Origin of the sequence: Nonomuraea ceibae (assembly GCF_019396325.1) — a bacterium.
Classification (GTDB): domain Bacteria; phylum Actinomycetota; class Actinomycetes; order Streptosporangiales; family Streptosporangiaceae; genus Nonomuraea; species Nonomuraea ceibae.
This window is the reverse complement of record NZ_JAHKRO010000013.1, coordinates 25,694-49,758: the sequence shown is the minus strand read 5'-3', so window position 1 is coordinate 49,758 and position 24,065 is coordinate 25,694. Positions and strand designations below refer to the sequence as shown.

Below are 24,065 nucleotides of genomic sequence, written 5' to 3'. Positions count from 1 at the left end.
GGCGGGCAGACCTCAAGCGATCGAACGGTAGACCTAGGACTACTGCCGTGACCTGCGGCTCCTCGATACGGTCGCACGTGTGTTGACGAGGACCGCGCTGGAGGCGCTCAGCAGGAGGCCGGTGGCTTTCCTGACGTCGGCGTGGCCGTGGCGGTCGCTGGCGTACCTGGTGGCCGGGCAGCTGCCCGGCGTGATCGTGCTGTTCGCCGGGATCACGGGTGACGTGCTGCCGGTCGAGGTGCGGCTGGTCGGCGCGGTGGTGCTCCTGGTGGGCACGCTGCCGCTGGTGGGGTGGCTGGAGCGGCGGCGGCTGCGGCTGGTGGACGGCAGGGCGCTGGGGCCGGTGGCGCGCGGGCGGGAGCTCGGGCTGGCCGTGCTCGTGGCGCTGGCCCTGTGGTGGATCGACCTGCTGATGATCCTGCTGACGGCGGTCGGGCCGGTGCTGCTGATCCTGACGCCGCTGGTCCAGCCGCTGGTGACGCCGGGGGTGGGGGCGGCCGCGAGCGTGGCTGGGGTGGTGCTGGTCCCGGTGGCGGCGTACGTGGTGACCGCGTGGGCCGGCGGGCGGGGCGCGATGGCGCGGGCGATGCTGGCGCCGTACGACACCGAGCTCGCCGAGGTGCTGCGCTCGCGCGCCCGGCTGGTCGACGCGTTCGAGCTGGAGCGGCGGCGGATCGAGCGTGACCTGCACGACGGCGCGCAGCAGCGGCTGGTGGCGCTGTCGATGAGCCTGGGCATGGCCCGGCTCGACCTGCCGGACGACTCTCCGGTGGGCAGGCTGGTGGGGCTGGCGCAGGACGAGGCGAAGCGGGCGCTGGCCGAGCTGCGCGAGCTGATCCGGGGCGTGCATCCGGAGGTGCTGACCGGGCGCGGGCTGGCTGCCGCGGTGCACGACGTGGCCGGCCGGTCGCCGGTGCCGGTCGAGGTGGCGATCGAGCTGCCCCGCAGGCCGGCGGAGGCGGTCGAGGTGACGGCCTACTACGTGATCAGCGAGGCGCTGGCCAACGTCGCCAAGCACAGCGGCGCGTCCCGGGCCCGCGTCACCGGGCACGTCCATGACGGCACGCTGGTCGTCGAGGTGTACGACGACGGGCGCGGCGGGGCCGATCCGGCCCGTGGGAGCGGCCTCACGGGGCTGGCCGACCGGCTGGCCGTCGTCGACGGGAAACTGTCCTTGCGAAGTCCGGCCGGTGGGCCGACCCTGCTCAGAGTGGAGATCCCGTGCGCGTGGTGATCGCCGAAGACGCCGTCCTGCTGCGTGAGGGTTTGGCCGGGCTGCTGCAACGCTTCGGGCACGAGGTGGTCGCGTCGGTGGGCGACGCCGACGCGCTGGTGGCGGCCGCGCGCGAGCTGCGGCCCGACGCGGTGGTGACGGACGTGCGGATGCCGCCCGGGTTCGCCGACGAGGGGCTGCGCGCGGCGCTGGTGCTGCGGGCGGAGCGGCCCGACCTGGCGGTGCTCGTGCTCAGCCAGTACGTCGAGCAGACCTACGCGGCCGAGCTGCTCGACTCCGGGGGCGGGGCGGGCATCGGCTACCTGCTGAAGGACCGGGTTGGGGAGGTGCGCGAGTTCGTCGACGCGCTGGTCAGGGTGGCCGGGGGCGCGACGGTCGTCGATCCCGAGGTGGTGCGGCAGTTGCTGCGGCGGCGGCGCGACCCGCTGGAGCGGCTGACACCCCGGGAGCTGGAGGTGCTGGCGCTGATCGCGGAGGGGCGGGCCAACGCCTCGATCGCCCGCGAGCTGGTCGTCACGGAGGCGGCGGTGGCCAAGCACATCGCCAACATCTTCAGCAAGCTCGACCTGCCTCCCGCCGCCGACGGGCACCGCCGGGTCCTGGCGGTGCTGGCCTACCTCCGGGCGTGATCAGGCCAGGCAGAGCTCGTTGCCCTCGGGGTCGGCGATGGTGACCCACCAGGTGGGGCCCTGGCGGCCCTTGTGCAGCACGGTGGCGCCGTGGGCGACCAGCCGCTCGACCTCGGCGTCGATGTTGTCGGCGCCCACCCGGACGTCCAGGTGCACCCGGTTCTTGACCGTCTTGGCCTCGGGCACGAGCTGGAACAGCACGCGCGGGGCCCGCTCCAGCCCGCCGGGGTGGCGGATGGCGGCGCCGTCCTTCCACACCAGGTTGCCGCGGTGGAACATGGTGTCGTCCTCCGTCGCGTGGCCCTTCTCGATCAGGCTGCGGATGAACGCCTCGTCCTGCCGCTCCACCTGCCAGCCGAGCGCCTCCGCCCACCAGTCGGCCAGCGGGTGCGGGGCCTGGGAGTCGATGACGATCTGGATATCGAATGCCATGTCCTGATCCTAAGTAGGGTCGTGGGCCATGACGGCACTTGAGCAGTGGACAGAGGTCGGCGACCGGGTCTATGTCCGGCGGCACGCGTCGTACGACCTGAACGTGGGGCTGGTCGTCGGGGACGGGCACTGCATGGTGTTCGACACCCGCATGTCGCATCGGGAGGCCGCCGATCTGATCGAGGCCATCAGGCGGATCACCACCAGCCCGTGGACGGTCGTGAACAGCCACGCGCATTTCGACCACTATTTCGGCAACGCCCTGTTCCAGCCCGCGGAGATCTGGGGGCATGTCAGGTGCGCGGAGGAGATCGAGCGGGACGGCCGGGAGCAGCGGGCCAAGGTCGCCGGGTTCGTCCCCGAGGAGCGGCGTGCCGAGGTGGAGGAGGTGGAGATCGTGCCGCCGGATCACACGTTCACCTCGACGGCGACGCTCGACATCGGCGGCCGGATGGTCCATCTGCGGCATTTCGGGCTGGGCCACAGCTCGAACGACATCGTCGCGCACGTGCCCGACGCAGGAGTGGTGTTCGCCGGTGACCTGGTGGAGGAGGGTGCGCCGCCGGCGTTCGGCGACTCGTACCCGCTCGACTGGCCCGACACGACCGCGCGCATGCTGGAGGAGACGCGCGAGCTCGTGTACGTGCCGGGCCACGGCGCGGTCGTGGACCGCGACTTCGTGGTGAGGCAGCACGCCGAGCTGACGGCGGTGGCGGAGCTGGCCAGGCAGGCCCACGTGGAGGGGCTGCGCGACCTCGTCCACCGGTTCCCGTACGACGAGCAGGTGACCCGGCAGGTGATCGAGCGGGCCTTCCTGCAGCTCGACCAGACGCTATGAGCGCGGCGGCCGGGGGAAGCGGGCGGTGAGCCCGTCGACCCCGGCCGTGAGGGTGCCGCCGTGCAGGGTGGCGATGTCGCGGGCGATGGCCAGGCCCAGTCCGGCGCCGCCCGCGTCCCTGGCCCGCGCCTCGTCCAGCCGGGTGAACCGGTCGAACACCGCCTCCCGATGCTCGGCGGGGATGCCTGGGCCGTCGTCACGCACCTGGAGCACGGCCCCGCCGCCGTCGGCGCGGACGCTGACCCGGACGCGGGAGCCGGCGTGCCGGGCGGCGTTGTCGACGAGGTTGGTGACCAGGCGGGCGAGGTGACCGGGCGAGCCGCTGATCACCACGTCGGGTTCGATCTCCAGGTCGAGCTCGACGCCGGGGCGGCGCCGGGCGCGCAGCGCCTCCTCCACGGCCACCTGGCCGAGGTCGACGTCGGCGGCGGGCAGCGGTTCCCCGGCGTCGAGCCGGGCGAGCAGCAGCAGGTCGGCGGCCAGTGTCTGGATGCGGTCGACGTCGGCCAGGGCCTCGGCGGTCAGCTCGCTGGGCTCGGCGAGCTCCAGCCGGGCGCGCAGGGTGGCGATCGGGCTGCGCAGCTCGTGCGCCGCGTCGGCGACGAACCGCTTGTGCGTCTCGACGGACGTCTCCAGCCGGTCGAGGGTCCCGTTCACGGTGACCGCCAGCGCGGCGACCTCGTCGCGCGAGCGCGGGACCGGCACCCGTTCGTACAGGTCGCGGGCGGTGATGTGGGCGAGCTTGGCGCGGATCGCCGCCACCGGGCGCAGCACCCGGCCGACCGCGAACCAGGTCATCCCGGCGACCACGGCCAGCAGCGCGGGCAGGCCGGGCAGCAGCACGCCGTTGAGCGTCGCCAGCGCCTGCTCGGCCCCTTCCAGCGAGGCCCTGCCCCACACGGTGGTGTCGCCGTCGGCGGTCGGCACCTGGAGCCGGGCGACCGCGTACTCGCCCGCGGGCGCCCACGTGCCGAGGGAGTCCTCGCCGCCGACCCACACGTCGGGGTCGGCCACCGTCAGCGGCTCGGCCGGGAGGGCGGGCACGGCCTCGACGGTCAGCGCGGGGGCGACGGCGGCCGCCTTCCTGGCCGCCTCCATGCCGGCGCTGCCCTCCAGGCTGCCGCGCAGCACCGTCACCAGCGCGATCGCGGCGGTGCCCAGCGCCAGCGCGACGATCAGGGTCGCCGCCGCCGTGGCGCGCACCCGCACGGACGACAGGTTCACTCCGCCTCCAGCCGGTAGCCGGCGCCGCGCACCGTGACCAGGGTGGACCGGCCGAACGGCTGGTCGATCTTGCGGCGCAGCGCGCTGATGTACACCTCGACGATGTTCGGGTCGCCGTCGTAGGAGAAGTCCCACGCCTGGGCGAGCAGCTCGCTCTTGGACACCACCTCACCGGCCCGCCTGGCCAGCCCGTGCAGCACCGCGAACTCCTTGGGCGTCAGCGCGATCTCCGCCGCGCCCCGGCGGCAGCGCAGCCCGGCGGGGTTGATGACCAGGTCGCCCACGGTGAGCGACACGGGCCGCTCCCGGCCGCCGCGCCGCACCAGCGCACGCAGCCTGGCCAGCAGCACCACGTACGAGAACGGCTTGGACAGGTAGTCGTCGGCGCCGTTGTCGAGCGCCTCGGCCTCGTCGTGGACGCCGTCCTTGGCGGTGAGCATCATGATCGGGGTCCAGTCGCCGGCCTCGCGCAGCCGCGAGCAGAGCGCGTAGCCGTTGAGCCGGGGCAGCATCACGTCCAGCACGATCACGTCGTAGGCGTTCTCCGTGGCCATCCACAGCCCGTCGCGCCCGTCGTGGGCCACGTCGACCGCGAACCCCTCGCCGGTCAGCCCGTTCCTGACCAGCTCGGCCAGCCGCCGCTCGTCCTCCACCAGTAGCACCCGCACACCGGCCAGCGTGCCGCATCGCGCCTAAAGCCAACCTGAAGATCACTTAGGGCGCGTTCAGGGTCGCTTCAGGTGCGGCCCGCCAGCCTGAACCCCGCAACGTCCCATCCACAGAGGAGAAGCACATGATCAGACGACGGTTCGCGGTGCTCGGCGCGGTCGCGGTGCTGGCGCTGGCCGGGCTGGGCGGCTCCGCCCTGGCCGCCGACGATGTGCCCCACCAGGTCACCTGCACCACGCCCGACGGCAAGACGGTCGAGCTGGAGGTCGCCAAGGCCGTCCCGGCGATCCCCGCCGAGCCCGCCGGGCAGGACTGGGTCAAGGCGGACGAACCCGGCGCGATCCCGACGGACGTGCTTGACGCGGAGGCGGCGACCGAGGTGGAGTTCGCCCCCGCCAGGCCCGCAACCGAGGCCGGCACCGAGGCCGGCGCGGGCCCCACCAAGGTCGTGCAGCTGGAGACGATCTCCTGCGTGCGCAAGCAGTAGGGGTCAGCCGGCGCAGGTGTCGTGCGTGGCGTCGAACCCCTTGATCGCCTCGCCGTCGGCCGGGTCGAGCGGCTTGAGCCCGCGCCAGTCGTCGCCCAGGATCAGCACCAGCCGCGCCGTCCGGGCCGCCGGCACCAGCCTCGGCCTGCTCCTCGGCAGGTCCTTGGCCAGTGTCGGCACCCGCGCCTCGCCGTTGGGCCCGTAAAGGATCATCGACTTCCGGTACGGCTTCCGTACGGTGTCGGCGATCTTGACGATGTGATAGCCGCGCTGTTCGAGCACGGCTGCCACCTGGGCCCCGAGACCGGTGCGGTAGGTGCCGTTGCGCAGCTCCACGGCGACCTTCGACCTCGGCATCTTGGCTTGGCCACCCTGGACGCCGGTGAGCTCGGCGTCCTTGGCCACGATGCGGAAGAGCTGGTTCGCCTGGGGCTGCACCCATTCGACCCGGCCCGGCTGGCTGACCGAGTAGTGCCACGGCGTGGTGATGAACCGGATCTTCCCGGCGGTGAGCCCGCGCAGGCTCTCCGCCAGGTCCTTCATCACGCCGGGCGTCAGGCCGGGGTCGGTGGTGACGGCCTTGGTGCCGGCGTCGAGGAAGCCGAACAGCCGGACCGGGTCGGTGAGCGTCTCGCCGCTCATCACCTTCTTCGCCATCGAGGCGATGAACATCTGCTGCCGCTGGATCCGGCCGATGTCGGAGCCGTCGCCGAAGCTGTAGCGGGCCCGGACGTAGCCGAGCGCCTGCTCGCCGCCGAGCGTCTGGCGGCCCGCGGGCAGGTGGAGCATGGCCTTGTCGTCGTCGACCCGCTCCGGCAGGCACACCTCGACGCCGCCGACGGCGTCGACCATGTCCTTGAACCCGCTGAAGTCGACCTTGACGAAGTGGTCGATGTGGATGCCGGTGAGCGACTCGATGGTCTTCCAGGTGCAGCCGATGCCGCCCGAGTTGAACGACTCGTTGATCATGCCGACGTGGGGCTGCTGGCCGGGCAGCCCGCCCTTGGCGCGGCAGGCGGGGAGCTGGACCATCGAGTCGCGCGGGAAGCTGATCACCATCGCGTTCTCGCGGTCGGACGACAGGTGGGCGAGCATGATCGTGTCGGTGCGCTCGCCGGTGATGCGGCGGCCGTAGCGGGCGTTGCGGCCGTCACGCTGGTCGGAGCCGACGATCAGCACGTTGAGCGCGCTCGCGGCGACCTTGGCCGGGCGGGCGGTGCCGAGGTCACCGGCCACGTCGGTGTGCTCCACGTTGCCGGTCAGCCGCACGGCGACGGCGACCGCAGCCCCGGTCACGAGCAGCACGAGCGCCGTCACGGCCACGATCACCCGGCGCAGCCAGCGCCGTCGTGGCCGGGTGGTGGACGGGGTCGGCGGTGCGTCGACTAGCCCGCTGCTCACGTGACTCCCAGGCGTTCGGGGCCGCGGGCAGGAGCGCCCTAGGCTCGTAAACGGGTTCCGGCCGGTGCGAGTGTAGTTCAGCGAGCCCGCCGGGCACGGGGGATCGGCGCAGATCAGCCGGGGTCGATCCGGCAGCGGGCGCGGTCAGGTGACCGTGGAGCGCGGGGTCACCAGCCCCGACTCGTAGGCGAAGACGACGAGCTGCGCCCGGTCCCTGGCGCCCAGCTTGGTCATGGCCCGGCTGACGTGGGTCTTGGCGGTCATCGGGCTGATCACCATCTCGGCGGCGATCTCGTCGTTGGACAGGCCGCGCGCCACCAGCGCCGTCACCTCCCGCTCCCGGTTGGTCAGCGTGTCGAGGCCGACGGGCTCCGGCTCGGGCCGGTTGGCCATGAACGCGCCGATCAGGCGGCGGGTGATCGACGGCGACAGCAGCGCGTCGCCCCTGGCCGCCACCCGGACGCCCTGGAGCAGGTCATCGGGCTCGGTGTCCTTGACCAGGAACCCGGCGGCCCCCGCCCGCAGCGCGTCGTAGACGTACTCGTCGACGCCGTAGTTGGTGAGGATCACCACGTGCACGCCGGACAGCCGCTCGTCGGCGGCGATGCGGCGGGTGGCCTCGATGCCGTCCATCACCGGCATCTGCACGTCGATCAGCGCCACGTCGGGCCGGTGCTCCAGGGCGAGGGCGACGGCCTGCTCGCCGTGCACCGCCTCGGCTACGACCTCGATGTCGTCCTCCGCCTCCAGCAGGGCGCGGAAGCCGCCCCGGATGAGCGCCTGGTCGTCGACGATGAGGACCCGGATCATGACGCCCGCTCCAGCTCCCGGGCGAGCGGCAGCTCGGCCCGCACGGTGAACCCGCCCTCGGGGCGGGGGGCGGCGTGCAGGCTGCCGCCGAGCGCGGTGACGCGCTCGCGCATGCCGGTCAGCCCGTTGCCCGGGACGGGCGCCCGGCCCGGATCGGCGCAGCCGTCGTCGTCGACCTGGACGACCAGCACGCCCGGCCGGTAGTCGACCCGGACCAGCGCGGCGGCTTGGCCGGCGTGCCTGGACACGTTGGTCAGCGCCTCCTGGACGATCCGGTAGGCGGCCCGGTCGACGTCGGGCGGCAGCTCGCGCCGCTCGCCGGTGAGCGTCACCGTGGCGGCCAGGCCGGTGCGGCGGGCCCGCTCGACCAGGTCGTCGAGCAGGTCGAGGCCGCTGCCGGCCGGCTCGACGCCGGACTCGCGCAGCACGTCGAGCGTCGCCCGCAGCTCGCGGATCGCGTCACCGCTGGCCTCCTGGATGGCCAGCAGCGCGGCGGGCACCTCGTCGCCGCGCTTGCGCGCCAGGTGGATGGCCACCCCGGCCTGGACCTTGATGACCGAGATGCTGTGGGTGAGCGAGTCGTGCAGCTCCCTGGCGATGCGCAGCCGCTCCTCGCCCGCGCGGCGGCGGGCCACCTCCTCGCGGGTGCGCTCGGCCTCGGCCGCCCGCTGCTCGGCCTGCTCCAGGAACGCCTGCCGGTGCTTGCTCACGGTCGCCGCCACGCCCGCCGCGACGAACCAGCCGACCAGCAGCGAGGTGTCCTGCATGATCTCCTGATCGGGCTGCCCGGTGTCGCCGGCCAGACCGGCGGCCAGCGCCCCGGCCAGGAACACCGCGCTCACCGCGATGCCCGTCACCCGGCGGCCTGACCGGATCGTGGCGAACAGGCACAGCAGCACCGGGAACGCGGTCGGCGGCGTGGGCTGCGCCTGCGTCGCGTAGAGCAGCATGCCGCAGGCGGAGACGAGGAGCGCCGGCAGCGGCGCCCACCGCCAGGCGACCAGGGCGAGCGAGCCGGCCACGACGGCGGCCTGGCCGAGCGGCCCGGTGTCGTTGCCGGGCAGCACGACGGCCAGCAGGACGGCGGCGACGGCCACCGCCAGCGTCACGTCGGCGGCGCCCGGGCGCCGGCCGTGCTCGAACTTCATTCGAGCAGCGTAGAACCCGCCCCGCGCCGCCGTCATCGGACCCAGGTCTGACCTGCCGCTACTCCCCGCGTGGTAGCGGGACCCGCCGCGCTTCTCCCCCCGCCGTAGCGCGCAATGCCATCCCACGCAGGACGACCGGGACGGGCCGCGGAGGCCACGATGTGGCACAGCCGTCGAAAGGAAACGCGATGAGATTCCTCCCTGTCCTGCGGGTCGTGGTGGTCCTGCACATGCTCGCCATGCTGGCCCAGGCGGTGACCGCCGGGCTGCTGCTGTCGTCGCCGGACGGGCGGCAGATGCACATGCTGTCCGGTGGCGTGCTGCTGGTCCTCGGGCTGGCGCACCTGGTGGCGGCGATCCTGGTGTGGCGTCCGGGCGGCGGCCCCGCCATGTTCGTCGCGCCGGCGGTCGGCCTGCTGGTGTTCACCGGCGTGGCGGCGGTCCTGGGCGTCATGGGGCTCAAGGTGCTGCACCTGCCGCTCGGCGTGCTCCTGTTCGGCGGAACGGTCATGCAGCTCAGCCGGGTCCTGCCGAGCCGCTCCCCGGTGCCGGCATGACGCTGTCGAGACGGCGGGCGCTCCAGCTGTTCGGGCTGGGCGCCGTCGCCGCCGCGCTGCCGGGCTGCTCGCTGCTCGAAGGCACGCCGCAGCCCCAGCTCCTGACCAGCACCGCGCCGCTGCCCAAGCCGTACGCGGTGCCGCTGCCGGTGCCGGAGATCGCCAAGCCGTCCCGCACGACCGCCGGCGTCGACTACTACGACCTGACGCCGCGCGCCGCCGACGTGGAGATCCTGCCGGGCATGAAGACCCGGATCTGGGGCTACGGCGGCAGCTTCCCCGGCCCCACGATCGAGGCGCGGGCCGGCCGCAGGACCGTGGTGCGCCTGGCCAACGAGCTGGACGTGCCGACCGTCATGCACCTGCACGGCGGGCACACGCCGCCGGAGTCCGACGGCTACCCGACGGACCTGGTGCAGCCCGCCCAGCGGCGCGACTACGACTTCCCGCTCGACCAGCGGGCCGCCACGCTCTGGTATCACGACCACCGCATGGACTACACGGGCCCGCAGGTGTGGCGCGGCCTCGCCGGGTTCTTCCTGGTGCGGGACGCCGAGGAGGAGGCGCTGCCGCTGCCCTCGGGGGAGCGCGACCTGCCGCTGATGATCTGCGACCGGTCCTTCTCCGAGGACGGCCAGATGCCCTACCCCGGCTACGGCGACAAGCCGGGCGCGCTGGAGCCGTACATGGGCGGCGTGCTCGGCGACGTCATCCTGGTCAACGGCGCGCCCTGGCCGGAGCTGCGCGTGGCCCGGGCCCGCTACAGGTTCCGGCTGCTCAACGCCTCCAACGCGCGCACGTACGAGCTGTCCACGGGCGGCCCGATCGTGCGGATCGGCAGCGACGGCGGGCTGCTGACCGGGCCCGTCACCGTGCGGCAGGTGCGGCTGGCCCCGGCCGAGAGGGTGGACGTGGTCGTCGACTTCGCCGCCCACAAGGTCGGAGACCGGGTCGAGCTGCGCAACCTGGCCGGGGAGGGACCGCAGGCCAGGGTGATGAGGTTCGTGGTGGACCGGGACGCCCGCGACGACTCGGCGGTGCCCGCCAAGCTGTCCACGGTCGAGCGGCTGGACCCGGCGAAGGCCACGGTGACCAGGGACTTCGAGTTCAGCAGCGGCAGCATGCACGGCGCCACCGGCTGGCTGATCAACGGCAAGCCGTTCGACCCGAAGCGGATGGACGCCAGGCCGAAGCTGGGCGACACCGAGATCTGGCGGCTGTCCAGCGACGTCGCCCATCCGGTGCACCTGCACCTGTCGCACTTCCAGGTGCTGTCGGTGAACGGGGAGCGCCCGGCGGGGCCGCCCGAGTGGAAGGACACGGTGGAGCTGCGCGACGCCCAGACGGTGGAGATCGTCACCCGGTTCACCGGCTACAAGGGGCGCTACGTCTTCCACTGCCACAACCTGGAGCACGAGGACATGGCGATGATGGCCAACTTCGAGGTCGTGTGAGTCACAGGCAGGCGGGCGGCCGGTCGGAGGGCGGCCACACGTAGCCGAGGTCGTCCGGGTCGGCGCCGAAGAGCGGCCGGTAGAAGCCGGGGTCCTTGCGCAGCAGCGCCGAGCGGTGGCTGAGGTGCAGGTCGGGGTCGCCCAGCCACGGCGGCAGCTCGCCGGCCAGCGCCAGCTCCGGCTGGGTGCGCACGTCGCGGGCGCCGCAGGTGTCGGCCAGCTCGCGCGTCATCGTGGCGGCGCAGGTGTCGGCGCGGCCGGTGGAGCACCAGTGGCCGCACACCTCCAAGCCGTAGCGGACCAGGGCCTCCTCGTAGCCGGCCCACATCTTGACCGCCGGGTGGTGGCGCCAGCCGTAGCCGGGGACGGTGAGCGCGCGCAGGATCTGCAGCGCCTCGACCCGCTGCTTGCCCAGGCGCAGCGGGTCGAGCACCCGGGCGGTGCGGGTGAAGTCGGGAAAGGGCAGGAACGTCTGCACACTGTGTGTGCTTCCCCGATCACGGCTCGGGCATGTGGGCGTCGAGGACGGCGGAGAGCGCGGCCGCGCCGCCGAGCAGCGCCCGTGACCTGGCCTCGACGTCCGCCTCCCGGGCGGCGAGCGCGGCGGAGACGTCGTCCCAGCGCCTGGCCCGCCGCAGCTCGGGCATGAGGTCCCTGAGCTGGGCGATGCGGTAGCCGGCCAGCCGGAGCTGGTGGACGATCCGGGCGTCGCGCACCTGGTCCGGCATGTAACGGCGGGGCCCGCGCGGCTGGTCGCGGTCGGGGACGACCAGGCCCTCGGCGTCCCAGTGGCGCAGCGTCGACGGGCGCACGCCGAGCGCGGCGGCCAGCTCGGAGACGGTCATCGCGTCGGACGGCCGCACCTCCGCGATCGGCTCGCCGGAGATCGCCCGCGCGGCCGCCTGCGCCCGCCGCAGGTCCGCGCGTTCGGCGTCGAGCCGGGCGTGCGCCGCGTCGAGCAGGGCGAGCACGCCGGGCTCCGGATGGTGGTGGGCGGCGCGCATGATCTTCTTGGCCTCGACCGGCCCCACGCCCGCCGCGAGCGCCCGGTAGGCCAGCGCGGAGCGCACGTGGACCTCCCCGTAGACGCGGTGGCCGGTGCCGGTGCGCGCCGCCGGGGGCAGCACGCCGTCACGCTCCAGGTTGCGCACCTGCTGCACGGAGCAGCCCGCCCGCCGCCCCACGTCCACCGTACGCAAATGGAGACCTGGCACCCGGAATCCCCTTGTCGTCTGCTCGAAAGCCTCCACAAGGACTTCAATGTAACGCTGGAACACATGGAGAAAGACGAGATCATCGCATTCGTGTCGGACCTGGAGGGCGTCCTAGCCCTCACGCCGAAGCCCGGCGACGGCACGCCGGAGCTCGCCTGGGGCGACGCGTTCTTCTACTACTCGCCCGACGGCGTCATCCCGACCAACATCCAGCCTTTCGCCACCGTCGTGACCAAGAACTACCCGGACGACGAGGCGTCGCACCTGGACCGGCCCGGGGCCTACCGGGTGAACGTCGCCGCCGGGAAGGACGCGTTCGTCGAGTGGACCGGTCACACGCCCCGCGAGCCCGCCACCACCGATCCGAGCGTCGCCGACACCGTGATCGCGCACCCCGTCTACGGCACGCAGGGCTGGCTGGCCGTGGTCAACCCGGGCCCGCGCACCGAGACGGCGCTGCGCGACCTGCTGCGGAAGGCGTACGAGCTCGCCAGGGCGCGTTACGAGCGCCGCGCCGAGGACTGATCGGCGGCCGGGCGGCCCGCCGAGGGCGGGGACGCGCCGGATCGCCGCCACCGCTCGAACCCGGCCACGGTGGCGGCGATCACGGCCACGCCCAGCATCACGCCCGCGACGACGTCGCTGACGTAGTGCACGCCCAGCGCCACCCGCGTGCACGCCACCGTCACCACCAGGAACCAGGCGAGCGCCCAGGCCGCCGCCCGGTGCCGGAGCAGCGGCATCACGGTCAGCAGGATGATCCCGGCGCCGAGCGTGGCGCTGAGCGCGTGCCCCGACGGGAACGAGTCGCCGTCGGCCAGGGCCACCGGATCGGGCAGGTCGGGCCGTGCCCGGTCCACGATGACCTTGATCAGGGCGCCGAGCAGCCCGCCGACGGCCATCGTGGTCACGGCCCACAGCGCGAGCAGCCGCGCCCCGCGCCGCACCAGCCAGATCGCCAGCACCGCGACCGCCACCCGCCACGACATCGGCCCGAACGCGTCCGTCCACACGATGAGCGCGGTGGTCACGTCCGGGTTGGCCAGCGCGTACGCGTGGAGTTGCCGCGCCACCCCCTCGTCGAGGTCGTTGAGCGGCATCCTGGCCACCACGAGCAGCAGCATGAACGGGACCATGACGACCGCCACCGTGACCGAGGCGATCGTCAGCCGCACCCCCAGCCCCATCTCGTCCCGCATGCCCCGCGGCTACCCGATCGCGGGGAGATCAGTCCGATAATGCGATCGTGCCGGAACTGTCCAGGCGGTCGTTCCTCCAGCTCGCCGCCGCCGGCCCGCTGATCCCCGCGGGCGACCCCTTCGAGGCGCTGCGCCGTCGCTGGCGCGAGGTGACGCTCGCCGGGCTGTCCGGCCGCGCGCCCGGCGCGGCGGCCGCGCACGCCCGCACGATGGCCCCCGCCCCCGGCCACCTCTGGCCCGGCCTGCCCTACCCCTCGCTCAAGGCCACGCCCGCCCGCCTGCTGGCCCTGGCCCGCGCGCACGCCCTGACCGGCGACCCGGAACCGGCCGCCGCCGTCGCCACCGGCATCGCCCACTACTGCCGCCACGTCTACGCGGCGGGCGCCGACCCCGGCGGCAACTGGTGGGACTGGCAGATCGGCGTCCCGGCCAAGCTCCTCGACGCCGCGCTCCTCACCGGCCTGCGGGACGACGCGCTCGCCGCCGCCGTGGACCACTTCGTCCCGGTCAGTCGCCTGGCCGACTACAGCGGCACCAGCACCGGGGCCAACCGGGTGGACCTGTGCAGGGTGACGCTGCTGCGCGCGATTTTCACCGCCGACCCCGCCAGGGCCCGGCTCGCCACCCGGGCGCTGTCACCCGTCTTCCGGTACGTGACCGAAGGCGACGGGTTCTACCGGGACGGCTCGTTCATCCAGCACACGACCGTCCCCTACCAGGGCGGCTACGGGGCGGTCCTGCTGGAGGGGCTGGCGACCCTGTTCGCGGTGCTGCGCGGCTCGCCGTGGGAGATCACCGACCCGGGCAGGCAGGTCGTGTTCGACAGCGTGGAGCGCTCGTTCGCGCCGTTCGTGCGCGACGGCGTCTGCATGCCGCTGGTCAGCGGGCGCGGCATCACCCGGGGGCCGGACGGCGACCAGGCCCGGGGGCTGCGGCTGGCCTCGGCGATCCTGCTGCTGGCCGAGTCGGCCCGGCCCGCCGAGCGGTCCCGCTGGCGGGCCGTGGTCAAGGGCTGGGCGGCACGCAACCCGTACCTGCTGAACGACGCCCGCGTGGGCCGGGTCGTGGCCGACGGCGGGGTGGCGGCGGCGGCCGAGCCGGTCGGGCACCGGCTGCTGCCGATGAGCGCCCGCGCCGTGCACCGCAGGCCCGGCTGGTGCGCGGCCCTCAGCATGGCCTCGCACCGGATCGCCCACTACGAGCACGGCAACGGCGAGAACCGGCGCGGCTGGCACACCGGCTCCGGGATGCTCTACTGGTGGGGCGAGGGGCACCGGGACCAGTACTCGGGCACGTTCTGGCAGAGCGTCGACCCCTACCGGCTGCCGGGCACGACGGTCTCGTCCCGGCGGCTGCCCGACGGCGCGGGCGGGGCGTGGGGCGAGCCGTGCCCGCAGGCGCGCTGGGTCGGCGGCGCGACGGACGGCGTGCACGCCACGGTCGGGCAGCACCTGCTCGGGCTGGAGAGCACGCTCGACGCGTTCAAGTCGTGGTTCTTCCTGGACGACGCCGTGCTGTGCCTGGGGGCCGGGATCACCTGCTTCGACGGGGCGGTGGTCGAGACCGTCGTGGACAACCGGCGCACCGGCGCCCGGCTCGCCACCGGTGACGGGTGGGCGCACCTCGACGGGCACGGCGGCTACGTGGTGACCGGCGCGCGCACCCGGCGGGCCGGCGGGCACGTGGTCCTCTGGCTGGACCACGGGCTCAACCCGGCCGGCGCCGGGTACGTCTACCAGCTCCTGCCGAACGCCTCCGAGGAGGAGACCCGGGCGCGGGCGGCCGATCCCGGCTGGGCGCGGGTGCTCGCCAACACCGCCCGGCAGCAGGGCGTGCACGTGCCGTCGCTGGGGCTGACCGCGGTCAACTTCTGGACCGGGGGCACGGCGGGGCCGCTCACCGCCTCGGCGCCCTGCGCGGTCCTGGTCCGGGAGCCGGGCGACGGCACGGCCACGGTGACCGTGTCGGACCCGCGCCGCGACCTCGGCGAGCTGACCGTGACGTGGGACCGGCCGGTCAGCGCGGTGATCAGGGCAGACCGGCCGCCGGCCCGGGTCGCCGTCGGGGCGCGGGCCGTGCTCACGTTCGGCGGGCTGGCGGGCCGGGGCGGCGCGTCGGAGAGCGTCACCCTGCGGCTCACCCCAGGACGGGCTGACCGCTCGCCAGGCGATACCACTCGTTCTGGAGCATCTGGTCGCGGGCCTGCTCGGGGAGCGAGGTGAGCATCGTCAGCGACGCGCCCCGCCTGAGCTCCGACTCGTGCGCGTGCATGGCCGCCCACTTGCGCTCGGCCCACGGGCCCACGTCCAGCCGCACCGAGACGTCCGCGTCCGGGATGCCCGGCAGCACGTGGCCCGGCTCCGGCGGCGCGCCGAACACCGCCTCCCACTGCGCCGCCACCACCGACCTGGGGATCGTCGCCAGGTACAGCGCCCGGGGCCGCCACGGCTCGCCCGCCTCGGGGAAGAGCTGGTTGTAGCCGGCCGCCTCGACCGCCGCCAGCGTCACCCGGTGCGCGTGCACGTGATCCGGATGCCCGTAGGACCCGTACCCGTCATAGGTGAGCACCACGTCGGGCCGGAACTCCCTGATGTGGGCGACCAGCCGCCCCACGGCCTCGTCGAGCGGCACGTCCACGAAGCGCGGCGCGTCGGGCGCGGCGCCGGCGTCGCGGGCGTCGCCGTAGCCGAGCAGCCGGGGCTCGCCCGCGCCGAGGATCTCCAGCGACCGCTCCAGCTCACCGGCCCGGACCGTGCCCGGCGCGCCCGTGCACGTCACGACCGCCGTCCGGGCTCCTTCGGCGGCGAACCTGGCCAGCGTCCCGCCGGTCCAGATCGCCTCGTCGTCCGGATGCGCGTGCACGCCCAACACCGCGAACCCCATCTGGACACCTTTCTGTCGGTTCTCGTGTCCACGACCTGTGGAAAACCACAGGCGAGAACGGCCGCAAACATCATTCCGGACATCCCGCCGCCGACCGTAGCGTTCCCGGCCATGACCGAGAAGTTGTTCGACGTCCCGCGCCGCGTCCCGGCGGCGGTGACGGCCCTGCTGGTGCTGGTCGCCGTGGTCGTGCTGACCGCGCTGGCCAACAGCACGATGCAGCCGCTGCCCGCCTCGGCCCCGGCCGGGGAGTTCAGCGCCGGGCGGGCGATGCGGCACCTGGAGCGCTTCGCCACCGAGCCGCGCCCGATCGGCAGCCCGGCCGGTGCGCGGGCCCGGGACTACCTGGTGAAGGAGCTGCGCGCCGCCGGGCTCGACGTGCGGGTGCAGCGGGCGGTGGGCGCCAACCCCTCGACGGGGCTGGCGTCGTTCGGGCAGGTCCACAACATCGTGGCCACCCGGCCCGGCGGCGACCCGACCGGCACCGTGGTGATCGCCGCGCACTACGACTCGGCGGCGATGGGGCCGGGCGCCTCCGACGACGCGGCGGCCGTCGCGGCGATGCTGGAGACCGTGCGCGCGCTGGGCGACGCCGAGCTCCGCAACGACCTGGTGTTCCTGATGACCGACGGCGAGGAGGACGGCGTGCTCGGCGCCGAGGCGTTCGTCAGGGAGCACCCGCTCGGCCGCGCCGGAGGCGTGCTGCTGAACTGGGAGGCGCGCGGGGTCAGCGGGCCGTCGCTGATGTTCGAGACGTCACGGGACAACGCCGGGCTGGTCGAGACGTTCGCCGACGCGGTGCCGCACCCGCGCGGCGACTCGATGATGGTGGAGCTGTACCGGTTGCTGCCGAACAACACCGACTTCACCCCGATGACCGAGGCCGGGTTCTCCGGCATGAACTTCGCCTACATCCAGGACTCCTCGCGCTATCACACGGCCGACGACTCCCTCGCCTTCCTGAACCGGGGCAGCCTCCAGCACCACGGCACGAACATGCTGGCGCTGGCCCGCGTGCTCGGCGGCGCCGACCTGCCCGCGCTCGCGGCCGGGCACGACGTCACGTACTTCCGGATCTTCGGCTTCCTGATCACCTACCCGAACGCGCTGGTCTGGCCGCTGGCCGGGCTCGCCGTCGCGGCGGTGGCCGCCCTGGCGCTGCTCGCCCGGCGCAGGGGGCTGGCGAGCCTGCCGCGCACGGCCGTCGGCGCGCTGTCGGGGGTCGTCCCGGTCGCGCTGTCGGCGGTCCTGGCGCAGGGGCTGTGGGAGGTGCTGGTGGCCGTGCGGTCCGACTACTACGGGATGGGCGGGCTGCTGCACCGGCCGGAGGCGTTCCGCGCGGCCGTCGCCGTGCTGGTCGCGCTGGCCGTGCTGGGCTGGTACCTGGCGCTGAGGCGCAGGGTCGGGCCCGCCGCGCTGGCGATCGGCGCGCTGGCCTGGCCCGCGCTGGTGGGGGCGGTGTGCGCGCAGATCGCGCCGGGGGCGTCGTTCATGTTCGCGCTGCCCGCGCTCGCCGCCGCGCTGGGCGGGCTGGGCGCGCTTTTGCTGCGCGGCGCCGTCTGGCGGGTCGCGTCGATCACGGCGGGCGCGGTCGTGGCCGCCGCCCTGCTGCCCGCCCTCGCCCTGACCGCCTTCGACGGCATGGGGCTCGCGCTCGGCGGGGTGAGCGCCGTGACGCTGGCGCTCTTCGGCCTGACGGCGCTGCCGCTGGTGGAGCTGTGGCTGCCGGAGCCCGGGGCCCGGCTGGGCCGGCCGGTGGCGGTGGGCGTGCCCGCCGCGGCCGCCGGGCTGGCGGTGGCGCTGGCCGCGGGCGGGCTCGCCGTCGACGACTTCGACGTGGCCAACCCGCGCCGCACCCATCTGGCGTACGTGATGGACGCCGAGACCCGGGTCGCCGGCTGGGTCAGCGGCGACCTCGACCCGCCGGCCTGGACCAGGCGGTACGTGTCGGGCCGCGACACCGCCTTCCTGCCGCCCGGCTACGCCAGGGGCGAGCTGTGGACGGGCCGCGCCCCGGCCGTCGACGCCCGGGGGCCGAGGGTCACCGTGCTCTCGCGTGACGGCGACACGTACCGGCTGAAGGTCGTCGCAGGGAAGGGGGCGCGCTCGATCACGCTCCGCACCGAGCGGCCGATCACCGAGGCTGGCGCCGGGGTCGCCGGGGCGCGGCCGGTCACCGTGCCCGTGACCGGAACGCGGGCGAAGACCTGGCCCGGCGAGGTCCGCTTCCGCGGCCTGCCCGAGAGCGGCGCGGAGATCACGCTGCGCGTGCCGGGCGCGGAGGCCGGGTTCCGGCTGACGGCGATCTCCGAGACGGACGGGCTGTCGTCGGTGCCCGGGTTCGCGCCCCGGCCGCCGGGGCTGATCCCCGCCACCAGGGAGGACGGCGGCATCGTCGCGATCACCCGGACGTACCGGATCTGACCGTCAGCCGCTCCCTGACGGCCAGGGCGACGGCGAGCGACGTCGGGCCGAGCAGCAGCGCCGCGCACAGCAGCGCGTACCAGAACCGGAGGCTGAGCGGCCCGGCGGCCAGCCCGCCGGCCGCCCACACCAGCACGGCCACCACGACCGGCAGCACGAACACGGCGAACCAGGCCAGCACCCCGGCGAGCCCGGCCAGCCACACCCACCGGAACCAGCGCCCCGCCCGCACGTCGGCGGGCGCGGCCCGGACCAGCTCGGCGGCCTGCGCCGGGGTCAGGCGGCCGAACGCGCGCCGCAGCAGCAGCGTCTTGACCCGCCACAGGTCACGGCAGCCGAGCGCGTTGACCAGCACCGCGTACAGATCGGTCCGCAGGAAGATCATGCACTGCCACAGCATGCCCGCCAGCTTCAGGAACACCCACACGGCGAGCGTCGCGTCCACCGCCGGGGGCGCCGCCCACACCCCCTCGTGGATCAGCAGGCGGACGCCCAGCAGCACGCTGAGCAGGACGACGTCCACCGCCAGCCCGCCGAGCAGCGGCCCGTATCGCCGGCGGCGCGGCACCGTCCACACCTGGGTGAGGTCGGTCTCGAAGACCAGCAGCATGAGCCGCCGGTCCACGCCGAAGCGGGAGCGGACGCCGATCGCCCGCGCGGCCAGCCAGTGCCCGCACTCGTGCAGCGCGGTCGAGACCATGACGAACGGCATCAGCAGCAGCGCGCTCAGCCCCACGTCGTCCAGCAGGAACGCGTCCTGTGCCGGGCTCGGCAGCAGCGACGGCCTGGCCACGAAAACGGCCACGCAGCCCAGCGCCAGCAGGCCGTAGAGGGTCCAGGCCACCGGGCCGAAGAACGGCCGCGCCGCCTGGCTGCTCACCCCGGCGAGCCAGCGCCGCGTCTGGATGGGCGCGGTGCGCACGGCCTCGCGCTCCTCGCCCGGCCGGTCGTCGACGAAGCCGAGCTCGGCGAGCGTCGCCACGAACGCCGGCATGTCGACCGGCTCCCCGGCGAACGCCTCCGCCTCGGCCCCGGCCTCCTCCGCGCTCGCGCCGCGCTGCAACGCCGCGATCACCACCCCGCCCACGGCGGGCATCGTCACGAACGTGCCGGTTCCGGGGTCGCCGACCAGGACCTCGTCACCCTCCTCGACCAGCGTGAGCGGGCGCAGCCTGACGTCCACGCCTCACCGCCGCGCCAGCGCGCACGCCGGGCAGTCCGGATCGCGCGGGAACGGCACCCGGACCGGGACGAGCCCGTCACGCAGGTCGAGGACCACCCGCGCCCCCGCCGCGCGTGGCGGCTCGACCCCCGTCAGGTAACGCATCACCTCGTACGCGACCAGCGACCCGACCTGCATCGCCATCGGCCCGGTGAGCCCGTTGGCGAGCTGGAGCCCCCGGGTGAGCCGGTGGGCCACCCCGGCGGAGGTGCGCTCCTCCGGCCCCGGCAGGTCCGACTCGTCGCAGCGCAGGCAGGCGCTGCGGCCCGGGTCGACGGAGAAGTAGATGAGCTGCGTGCGCGTCATCCCGCCCGCGACCAGCGGCACGCCAGCGCGCAGCGCCGCCTCGTTCACCCACAGGTTGGCGTCGGGGGCGCCGTCCAGGCCGCCGGCCATCACGTGCACGCCCTCGGTCAGGTCCTTCAAATCCTCGGGCCCGGAGATCCACCGGTCCACCGCCCGCACCTCGATGCCGGGGTCGTACTCGCGCACCCATTCGGCCGCGCGCTCCACCTTCGACCGGCCGATGTCGGCGTGGCGGTACAGGAACTGGCGGGCGAAGTTGCGCGGCGCGATGTCGTCGCGGTCCACCAGCGTCAGCGCGCCGACGCCCAGCCCGGCCAGGCACTGCACGAGCGAGGAGCCGCCGCCCCCGGCGCCGAGCACCAGGACGTGCGCCTCGCGCAGCCGCCGGACGAACTCCGCCCGCGACGTGTCGAGCCGGGCGAAGGCGCCGAAGAAGGTCAGATTGGAGAAGTGGCGCTCGTCCGCGCCGGGGTCGCCCAGCCAGCGCCCGGCGGCGTCCTCGACCAGGCCGAGGGAGTCGAGACCGGTCAGCCCGTCGCGGACCTCCTCGGCCGTGACGGTCACGTCCCGCGCCGCCAGCGCGGCGGCCAGCTCCTCCGCGGTCGCCGGCCCGCGGCCGAGCTCGTCCAGGAGCGCCGTGATCCGGCCCTCCGGGTCGGCCAGCGTGAACGCCTCGCGCGGGTCGTGGACCACGATGAGCTCGTCGCCGAGGCGCTCCCAGGCGCATTCCTTCAACATCACTCGCATCGCCGCTCCGGACGCTCGTGGGGATCTCGTCGGCTGTGGAGGACCGGGGGACGGGCGCGCCGCCCCCCGGTCCGCTGAGAGGCGGTGCCTCAGGTCACGAACTGCGTGGCCTTGACGGCCTCGACCTTGCGAACCTCGATCTTCATGGGTGCACCTCCTTCCGGATGTCCTCGATCAAGCTCCTCTTCGGGCCCATAGGATGCCCATAGCGTCGCCATAGCAGGTCCCCCCGTCGGGGTTTCGCTGATCGTGCTCGGGAGGCGGAAGTGGACTTCGCGATCCTCGGTCCCGTCCGGGTCGCCGAAGCGGGAAGGCCGGTGCGACTCACGGGCAAGCCCCGCGCGGTGCTCAGCGTCTTCCTGCTCCACCCGAACACCGTCGTCTCCAGCGACCGGCTGATCGCCTCCGTCTGGGAAGAGCCGCCCCGCTCCGCCCTGGCCAACCTGCAGAACTACGTCTCCGTCCTGCGCAAGGCCGCGATCGACGTGGAGACGCAGGAGCAGGGCTACCGGCTGTGCCTGCGCACCGACCGGCTCGACCTGCTCGCCTTCGACGAGGACGTACGGCGGGCCCGGCTGGAGTCGGCGCGCGGCGACCTGACCGAGGCCCACCGCCTGTTCGCCAGGGCGCTGCCGCTGTGGCGCGGCCGTCCGGCCGAGGACGTGCCGCTGAGCGGCGAGGTGAGCGCCCGCATCGCCGAGCTGGAGGAGCGTCGGGAGAGCGCCAGGCTCGGCTGGATCGACGTGCGGCTGCGGCTCGGCCTGCACGACGAGCTGGTCGGCGAGCTGACCCCGCTGGTGGAGACCGCCCCGCTCAACGAGCGGCTGTGGCACCGGCTCATGCTGGCGCTGCACCGGTCGGGCCGGCGCGCCGAGGCGCTGGAGGCGTACCGCAGGGCCAGGTCGGTGCTGGTCGCCGAGCTGGGCGTGGAGCCGGGGCAGGAGTTACGCGACGCGCACGCGGCCATCCTGAACGACGCCCCCGTCGAGCCGCCAGGACCGGCGGTGGTGCCGGCGGAGCCGGCCGCGCCGGAGCGGGAGCCCGCGTGGGCGGGCATCTGCCTGCTGCCGGCCGACCTCGCCGGGTTCGTCGGCCGCGAGACCGAGACGCGCGAGATGATCACCGCGCTGAGTGACCCCGGCGGCGCGGCGCCGGCGATCGTGACCGTGTCCGGCCCGCCGGGCGTCGGCAAGAGCACGCTGGCCGTGCACGTCGCCCACCTGCTGCGCGATCGCTATCCCGACGGGCAGCTGTTCGTCCGGCTGGGCGGCGCGTCGCCGAACCCCCGCGATCCGGCCGACCTGCTCGCCGAGCTGCTGCGGGCGCTCGGCGTGGACCCCGGCATCCTGCCCGCCGCCACCGAGGAGCAGGCGGCGATGTACCGGGCCAGGATCGCCGACCGGGCCGTCCTGGTGCTGCTCGACGACGCGGGCGACGAGACGCAGGTGGAGCCGCTGCTCCCTGGGACGCCCGGGTCGGGGGTCGTCGTCACGTCGCGCGGGCCGCTGCCGACGGTGCCGGGCACGGTCGCGCTCGTCCTGGACGTGCCGCCGCCCGCCGACGCCCGCGACCTGCTCGCCCGGGTGGTGGGCGCCGACCGGCTCGCCGCCGACCCGGAGTCGGCGGAGGCGATCCTGCGCGCGTGCGGGCGGCTGCCGCTCGCGCTGCGCATCGCCGGGGCGCGTCTCGTCACCCGTCCCGCGTGGCCGCCGGCCGAGCTCGCCAGGCGGCTCGCGGACACGTCGGCGCGGCTGAACGAGCTGCACGCGGGGCAGCTCGACGTGCGCGCCACGTTCGCGACGAGCTACGCGTCGCTGTCGCCGCCGGCCAGGCTCGCGTTCCGGCTCCTCGGCGCGGTCGCGGCCGACAGCGTGGCGGCGTGGGCGGTCGCCGCGCTGGCCGGGGCCGGCGTGCGCGAGGTCGACGACTCCCTGGAGGAGCTCGCCGCCGCCGGGCTGATCAGCGCGAGCGACGTCGACGCCGCGAAGCAGACCCGCTACCGCATGCACGACCTGCTGTGGAGCTTCGCCGCCGAGCTCTTCGCGGCCGAGGAGAGCGAGGACGGCCGGGCGGCGGCGCTGGCCCGGCTCACCGCCGAGGCGTGCGCCCGGGTCACCGCCGCCGCGCGTGAGCTGCCGCTCGCCCCCGCCCCACCGCCGCCCGGCGCCCCGGCGCGCACGCCGCCCTCGCCCGATGACGGCGCCTGGCTGGCGGCGGAGCGCGGCATGCTCGTCGCGCTGGTCGCCGCCGCGGCCCGCGCCGGGCTGGCGTCCGCCGCGGCCGGCCTCGCCCATGCCCTGGCGCCCTTCCTCGTCGTACGGGGCTTCCACGAGGACGCCGTGACGATGCTGGACGCCGCCGTCGAGGCGGCCAGGGCGGCGGGCGACGACGCGGCCGAGACGCGCCTGCGGCTGGTGCGCGCCGACGCCGAGATGGACCGGGGCCGCGCCCATGCCGTGGGCGCGGAGTTCCGCGGGCTGCTGGCGCGCAGCGAGCGGGCGGGGGACCAGCACTCGGCCGCCTACGCGCTGCTGGGCGTCGCCGCCTCGCTGGTCGACGACCTGGAGGCCGCGCTGGACACCGCCGTCCGGGCGGCGGGCCGGTTCCGCGCGCTCGGCGACGCGAACGGGCTGCTGACCGCGTGGACCGAGGTCGCCGTGGTGCAGCTCTACCTGGGCCGCTACGACGAGGCCGCCGCCACCTCCCGCCGGGCGCTGGGCCTGGCCGCCGGGGAGAGCGCCGTCCACCGCGCCAGGTTCCTGCGCTCGCTGGGCGTCGCCTGCCACGAGACGGGCCGGACCGAGGAGGCCGTCGGCCACTACCGGGCGAGCCTCGACCTCAGCCGTGAGCTGCGCTGGAACAACGGCGAGCGGATCGCGCTGCGCCGGCTGGCCGAGGCCGAGGGCGCGCTGGGGCACTTCGGTTCCGCCGAGCGCATGCTCGCCGAGTGCGCCGAGATGTGCGCCCGCGCCGGTGACGAGCTGGGGGAGGCGCTGACCGCCTACACGCTGGGCGACGTGCGCCGCCGCCAAGGGGACGAGCGGGCCGCGCTGGCCCACTTCACCACCTGCCACACCGTGCTGAGCGCGCACCGCGAGCTGATCTGGTCGGCCCGCGCCCGCGAGCAGATCGCCCGCTCCCGGGCCGCGCTCGGGCTATAGTCATATCCATGACTAGTCGCCTTCAT

The 24,065-nt window shown here is 74.7% G+C and carries 22 protein-coding genes; 10 read left to right on the top strand and 12 right to left on the bottom strand.

Annotated elements, in window-relative coordinates; translation table 11 throughout:
- Positions 1–79: 79 nt before the first annotated feature.
- Both KME80_RS11720 and KME80_RS11715 read left to right on the top strand, forming a co-directional pair.
- The gene (locus KME80_RS11720) at positions 80–1,234 is read left to right on the top strand and encodes a sensor histidine kinase (protein WP_219504226.1); all 1,155 of its coding nucleotides are present in this window, start codon (positions 80–82) and stop codon (positions 1,232–1,234) included.
- A complete protein-coding gene (locus KME80_RS11715; RefSeq protein WP_219504224.1) occupies positions 1,222–1,863 on the top strand; it encodes a response regulator in 642 nt (213 codons plus the stop codon). Before KME80_RS11720 ends, KME80_RS11715 begins: the two co-directional genes overlap by 13 nt.
- Here KME80_RS11715 and KME80_RS11710 read toward each other — a convergent pair whose 3' ends face one another.
- Complete coding sequence (locus KME80_RS11710; protein ID WP_219504222.1) at positions 1,864–2,295, bottom strand: VOC family protein; 432 nt, start codon at positions 2,293–2,295, stop codon at positions 1,864–1,866. It abuts the gene before it with no gap.
- A 28-nt stretch (positions 2,296–2,323) separates the two neighbouring features.
- On the opposite strand from KME80_RS11710, the gene KME80_RS11705 reads away from it, so the two are divergent.
- Positions 2,324–3,133 carry an MBL fold metallo-hydrolase gene (locus KME80_RS11705; RefSeq protein WP_219504220.1) on the top strand — a complete coding sequence of 270 codons (810 nt, stop codon included), beginning with the start codon at positions 2,324–2,326 and terminating at the stop codon, positions 3,131–3,133.
- On the opposite strand, the gene KME80_RS11700 is transcribed toward KME80_RS11705, so the two are convergent.
- Together KME80_RS11700 and KME80_RS11695 are read right to left on the bottom strand one after the other, a co-directional pair.
- A complete protein-coding gene (locus KME80_RS11700) occupies positions 3,128–4,357 on the bottom strand; it encodes a sensor histidine kinase (protein ID WP_219504218.1) in 1,230 nt (409 codons plus the stop codon). The two genes, KME80_RS11705 and KME80_RS11700, sit on opposite strands and share 6 nt — an antisense overlap.
- Positions 4,354–5,025, bottom strand: coding sequence for a response regulator transcription factor (locus tag KME80_RS11695; RefSeq protein WP_219504216.1), 672 nt, complete (start codon positions 5,023–5,025; stop codon positions 4,354–4,356). The genes KME80_RS11700 and KME80_RS11695 overlap by 4 nt, the downstream gene beginning before the upstream one ends.
- Before the next feature lie 125 nt (positions 5,026–5,150).
- Between KME80_RS11695 and KME80_RS11690 the strand changes: the two genes are divergently transcribed.
- Positions 5,151–5,513 carry a hypothetical protein gene (locus KME80_RS11690; protein ID WP_219504213.1) on the top strand — a complete coding sequence of 121 codons (363 nt, stop codon included), beginning with the start codon at positions 5,151–5,153 and terminating at the stop codon, positions 5,511–5,513.
- Positions 5,514–5,516: 3 nt separating this feature from the next.
- Here KME80_RS11690 and KME80_RS11685 read toward each other — a convergent pair whose 3' ends face one another.
- From KME80_RS11685 to KME80_RS11675, 3 genes are all read right to left on the bottom strand, one after another.
- Complete coding sequence (locus KME80_RS11685) at positions 5,517–6,914, bottom strand: LCP family protein (protein ID WP_219504210.1); 1,398 nt, start codon at positions 6,912–6,914, stop codon at positions 5,517–5,519.
- A 144-nt stretch (positions 6,915–7,058) separates the two neighbouring features.
- Positions 7,059–7,724: a response regulator gene (locus KME80_RS11680; protein WP_219504206.1), complete on the bottom strand. Its 666-nt coding sequence runs from the start codon at positions 7,722–7,724 to the stop codon at positions 7,059–7,061.
- On the bottom strand, positions 7,721–8,872 hold the full coding sequence (locus tag KME80_RS11675) for a sensor histidine kinase (RefSeq protein WP_219504202.1): 1,152 nt from the start codon (positions 8,870–8,872) through the stop codon (positions 7,721–7,723). The genes KME80_RS11680 and KME80_RS11675 overlap by 4 nt, the downstream gene beginning before the upstream one ends.
- A 188-nt stretch (positions 8,873–9,060) precedes the next feature.
- On the opposite strand from KME80_RS11675, the gene KME80_RS11670 reads away from it, so the two are divergent.
- A complete protein-coding gene (locus KME80_RS11670; protein WP_219504199.1) occupies positions 9,061–9,429 on the top strand; it encodes a hypothetical protein in 369 nt (122 codons plus the stop codon).
- Positions 9,426–10,883, top strand: coding sequence for a multicopper oxidase family protein (locus KME80_RS11665; protein ID WP_219504196.1), 1,458 nt, complete (start codon positions 9,426–9,428; stop codon positions 10,881–10,883). Before KME80_RS11670 ends, KME80_RS11665 begins: the two co-directional genes overlap by 4 nt.
- A 1-nt stretch (position 10,884) precedes the next feature.
- Here KME80_RS11665 and KME80_RS11660 read toward each other — a convergent pair whose 3' ends face one another.
- On the bottom strand, positions 10,885–11,361 hold the full coding sequence (locus tag KME80_RS11660; RefSeq protein WP_219504193.1) for an MSMEG_6728 family protein: 477 nt from the start codon (positions 11,359–11,361) through the stop codon (positions 10,885–10,887).
- A 19-nt stretch (positions 11,362–11,380) separates the two neighbouring features.
- Positions 11,381–12,097 carry a MerR family transcriptional regulator gene (locus tag KME80_RS11655; RefSeq protein ID WP_308125717.1) on the bottom strand — a complete coding sequence of 239 codons (717 nt, stop codon included), beginning with the start codon at positions 12,095–12,097 and terminating at the stop codon, positions 11,381–11,383.
- 63 nt (positions 12,098–12,160) lie between these two features.
- Here KME80_RS11655 and KME80_RS11650 point away from each other — a divergent pair, with 63 nt between their 5' ends.
- Positions 12,161–12,622, top strand: a complete 462-nt coding sequence (locus tag KME80_RS11650; protein WP_219504190.1) for a DUF6194 family protein — start codon at positions 12,161–12,163, stop codon at positions 12,620–12,622.
- Here the strand turns inward: KME80_RS11650 and KME80_RS11645 are convergent.
- The gene (locus KME80_RS11645) at positions 12,598–13,296 is read right to left on the bottom strand and encodes a phosphatase PAP2 family protein (protein ID WP_219504187.1); all 699 of its coding nucleotides are present in this window, start codon (positions 13,294–13,296) and stop codon (positions 12,598–12,600) included. The two genes, KME80_RS11650 and KME80_RS11645, sit on opposite strands and share 25 nt — an antisense overlap.
- Before the next feature lie 47 nt (positions 13,297–13,343).
- On the opposite strand from KME80_RS11645, the gene KME80_RS11640 reads away from it, so the two are divergent.
- Positions 13,344–15,518 carry a polysaccharide lyase 8 family protein gene (locus KME80_RS11640; RefSeq protein WP_219504184.1) on the top strand — a complete coding sequence of 725 codons (2,175 nt, stop codon included), beginning with the start codon at positions 13,344–13,346 and terminating at the stop codon, positions 15,516–15,518.
- On the opposite strand, the gene KME80_RS11635 is transcribed toward KME80_RS11640, so the two are convergent.
- A complete protein-coding gene (locus tag KME80_RS11635) occupies positions 15,433–16,179 on the bottom strand; it encodes a PIG-L family deacetylase (protein ID WP_219504182.1) in 747 nt (248 codons plus the stop codon). The two genes, KME80_RS11640 and KME80_RS11635, sit on opposite strands and share 86 nt — an antisense overlap.
- Before the next feature lie 111 nt (positions 16,180–16,290).
- On the opposite strand from KME80_RS11635, the gene KME80_RS11630 reads away from it, so the two are divergent.
- On the top strand, positions 16,291–18,603 hold the full coding sequence (locus tag KME80_RS11630) for a M20/M25/M40 family metallo-hydrolase (protein ID WP_219504178.1): 2,313 nt from the start codon (positions 16,291–16,293) through the stop codon (positions 18,601–18,603).
- Here KME80_RS11630 and KME80_RS11625 read toward each other — a convergent pair.
- Both KME80_RS11625 and KME80_RS11620 read right to left on the bottom strand, forming a co-directional pair.
- Entirely contained in the window at positions 18,581–19,786 is a 1,206-nt protein-coding gene (locus KME80_RS11625) for a hypothetical protein (RefSeq protein WP_219504175.1), read from the bottom strand. The two genes, KME80_RS11630 and KME80_RS11625, sit on opposite strands and share 23 nt — an antisense overlap.
- Positions 19,787–19,789: 3 nt before the next feature.
- The gene (locus KME80_RS11620; protein ID WP_219504172.1) at positions 19,790–20,878 is read right to left on the bottom strand and encodes a HesA/MoeB/ThiF family protein; all 1,089 of its coding nucleotides are present in this window, start codon (positions 20,876–20,878) and stop codon (positions 19,790–19,792) included.
- Positions 20,879–21,144: 266 nt separating this feature from the next.
- Here KME80_RS11620 and KME80_RS52695 point away from each other — a divergent pair, with 266 nt between their 5' ends.
- Positions 21,145–24,039 carry an AfsR/SARP family transcriptional regulator gene (locus KME80_RS52695; RefSeq protein ID WP_219504170.1) on the top strand — a complete coding sequence of 965 codons (2,895 nt, stop codon included), beginning with the start codon at positions 21,145–21,147 and terminating at the stop codon, positions 24,037–24,039.
- Positions 24,040–24,065 lie beyond the last annotated feature (26 nt).

What these genes read in the sequence shown, in the direction of transcription:
- KME80_RS11645 (WP_219504187.1), bottom strand. Translation starts at nt 13,296, where the DNA reads ATGCGGGACGAGATGGGGCTGGGGGTGCGGCTGACGATCGCCTCGGTC.
- KME80_RS11705 (WP_219504220.1), top strand. Translation starts at nt 2,324, where the DNA reads ATGACGGCACTTGAGCAGTGGACAGAGGTCGGCGACCGGGTCTATGTC.
- KME80_RS11680 (WP_219504206.1), bottom strand. Translation starts at nt 7,724, where the DNA reads ATGATCCGGGTCCTCATCGTCGACGACCAGGCGCTCATCCGGGGCGGC.
- KME80_RS11670 (WP_219504199.1), top strand. Translation starts at nt 9,061, where the DNA reads ATGAGATTCCTCCCTGTCCTGCGGGTCGTGGTGGTCCTGCACATGCTC.
- KME80_RS11690 (WP_219504213.1), top strand. Translation starts at nt 5,151, where the DNA reads ATGATCAGACGACGGTTCGCGGTGCTCGGCGCGGTCGCGGTGCTGGCG.
- KME80_RS11665 (WP_219504196.1), top strand. Translation starts at nt 9,426, where the DNA reads ATGACGCTGTCGAGACGGCGGGCGCTCCAGCTGTTCGGGCTGGGCGCC.
- KME80_RS11650 (WP_219504190.1), top strand. Translation starts at nt 12,161, where the DNA reads ATGGAGAAAGACGAGATCATCGCATTCGTGTCGGACCTGGAGGGCGTC.
- KME80_RS11630 (WP_219504178.1), top strand. Translation starts at nt 16,291, where the DNA reads ATGACCGAGAAGTTGTTCGACGTCCCGCGCCGCGTCCCGGCGGCGGTG.
- KME80_RS11635 (WP_219504182.1), bottom strand. Translation starts at nt 16,179, where the DNA reads ATGGGGTTCGCGGTGTTGGGCGTGCACGCGCATCCGGACGACGAGGCG.
- KME80_RS11710 (WP_219504222.1), bottom strand. Translation starts at nt 2,295, where the DNA reads ATGGCATTCGATATCCAGATCGTCATCGACTCCCAGGCCCCGCACCCG.
- KME80_RS11675 (WP_219504202.1), bottom strand. Translation starts at nt 8,872, where the DNA reads ATGAAGTTCGAGCACGGCCGGCGCCCGGGCGCCGCCGACGTGACGCTG.
- KME80_RS11620 (WP_219504172.1), bottom strand. Translation starts at nt 20,878, where the DNA reads ATGCGAGTGATGTTGAAGGAATGCGCCTGGGAGCGCCTCGGCGACGAG.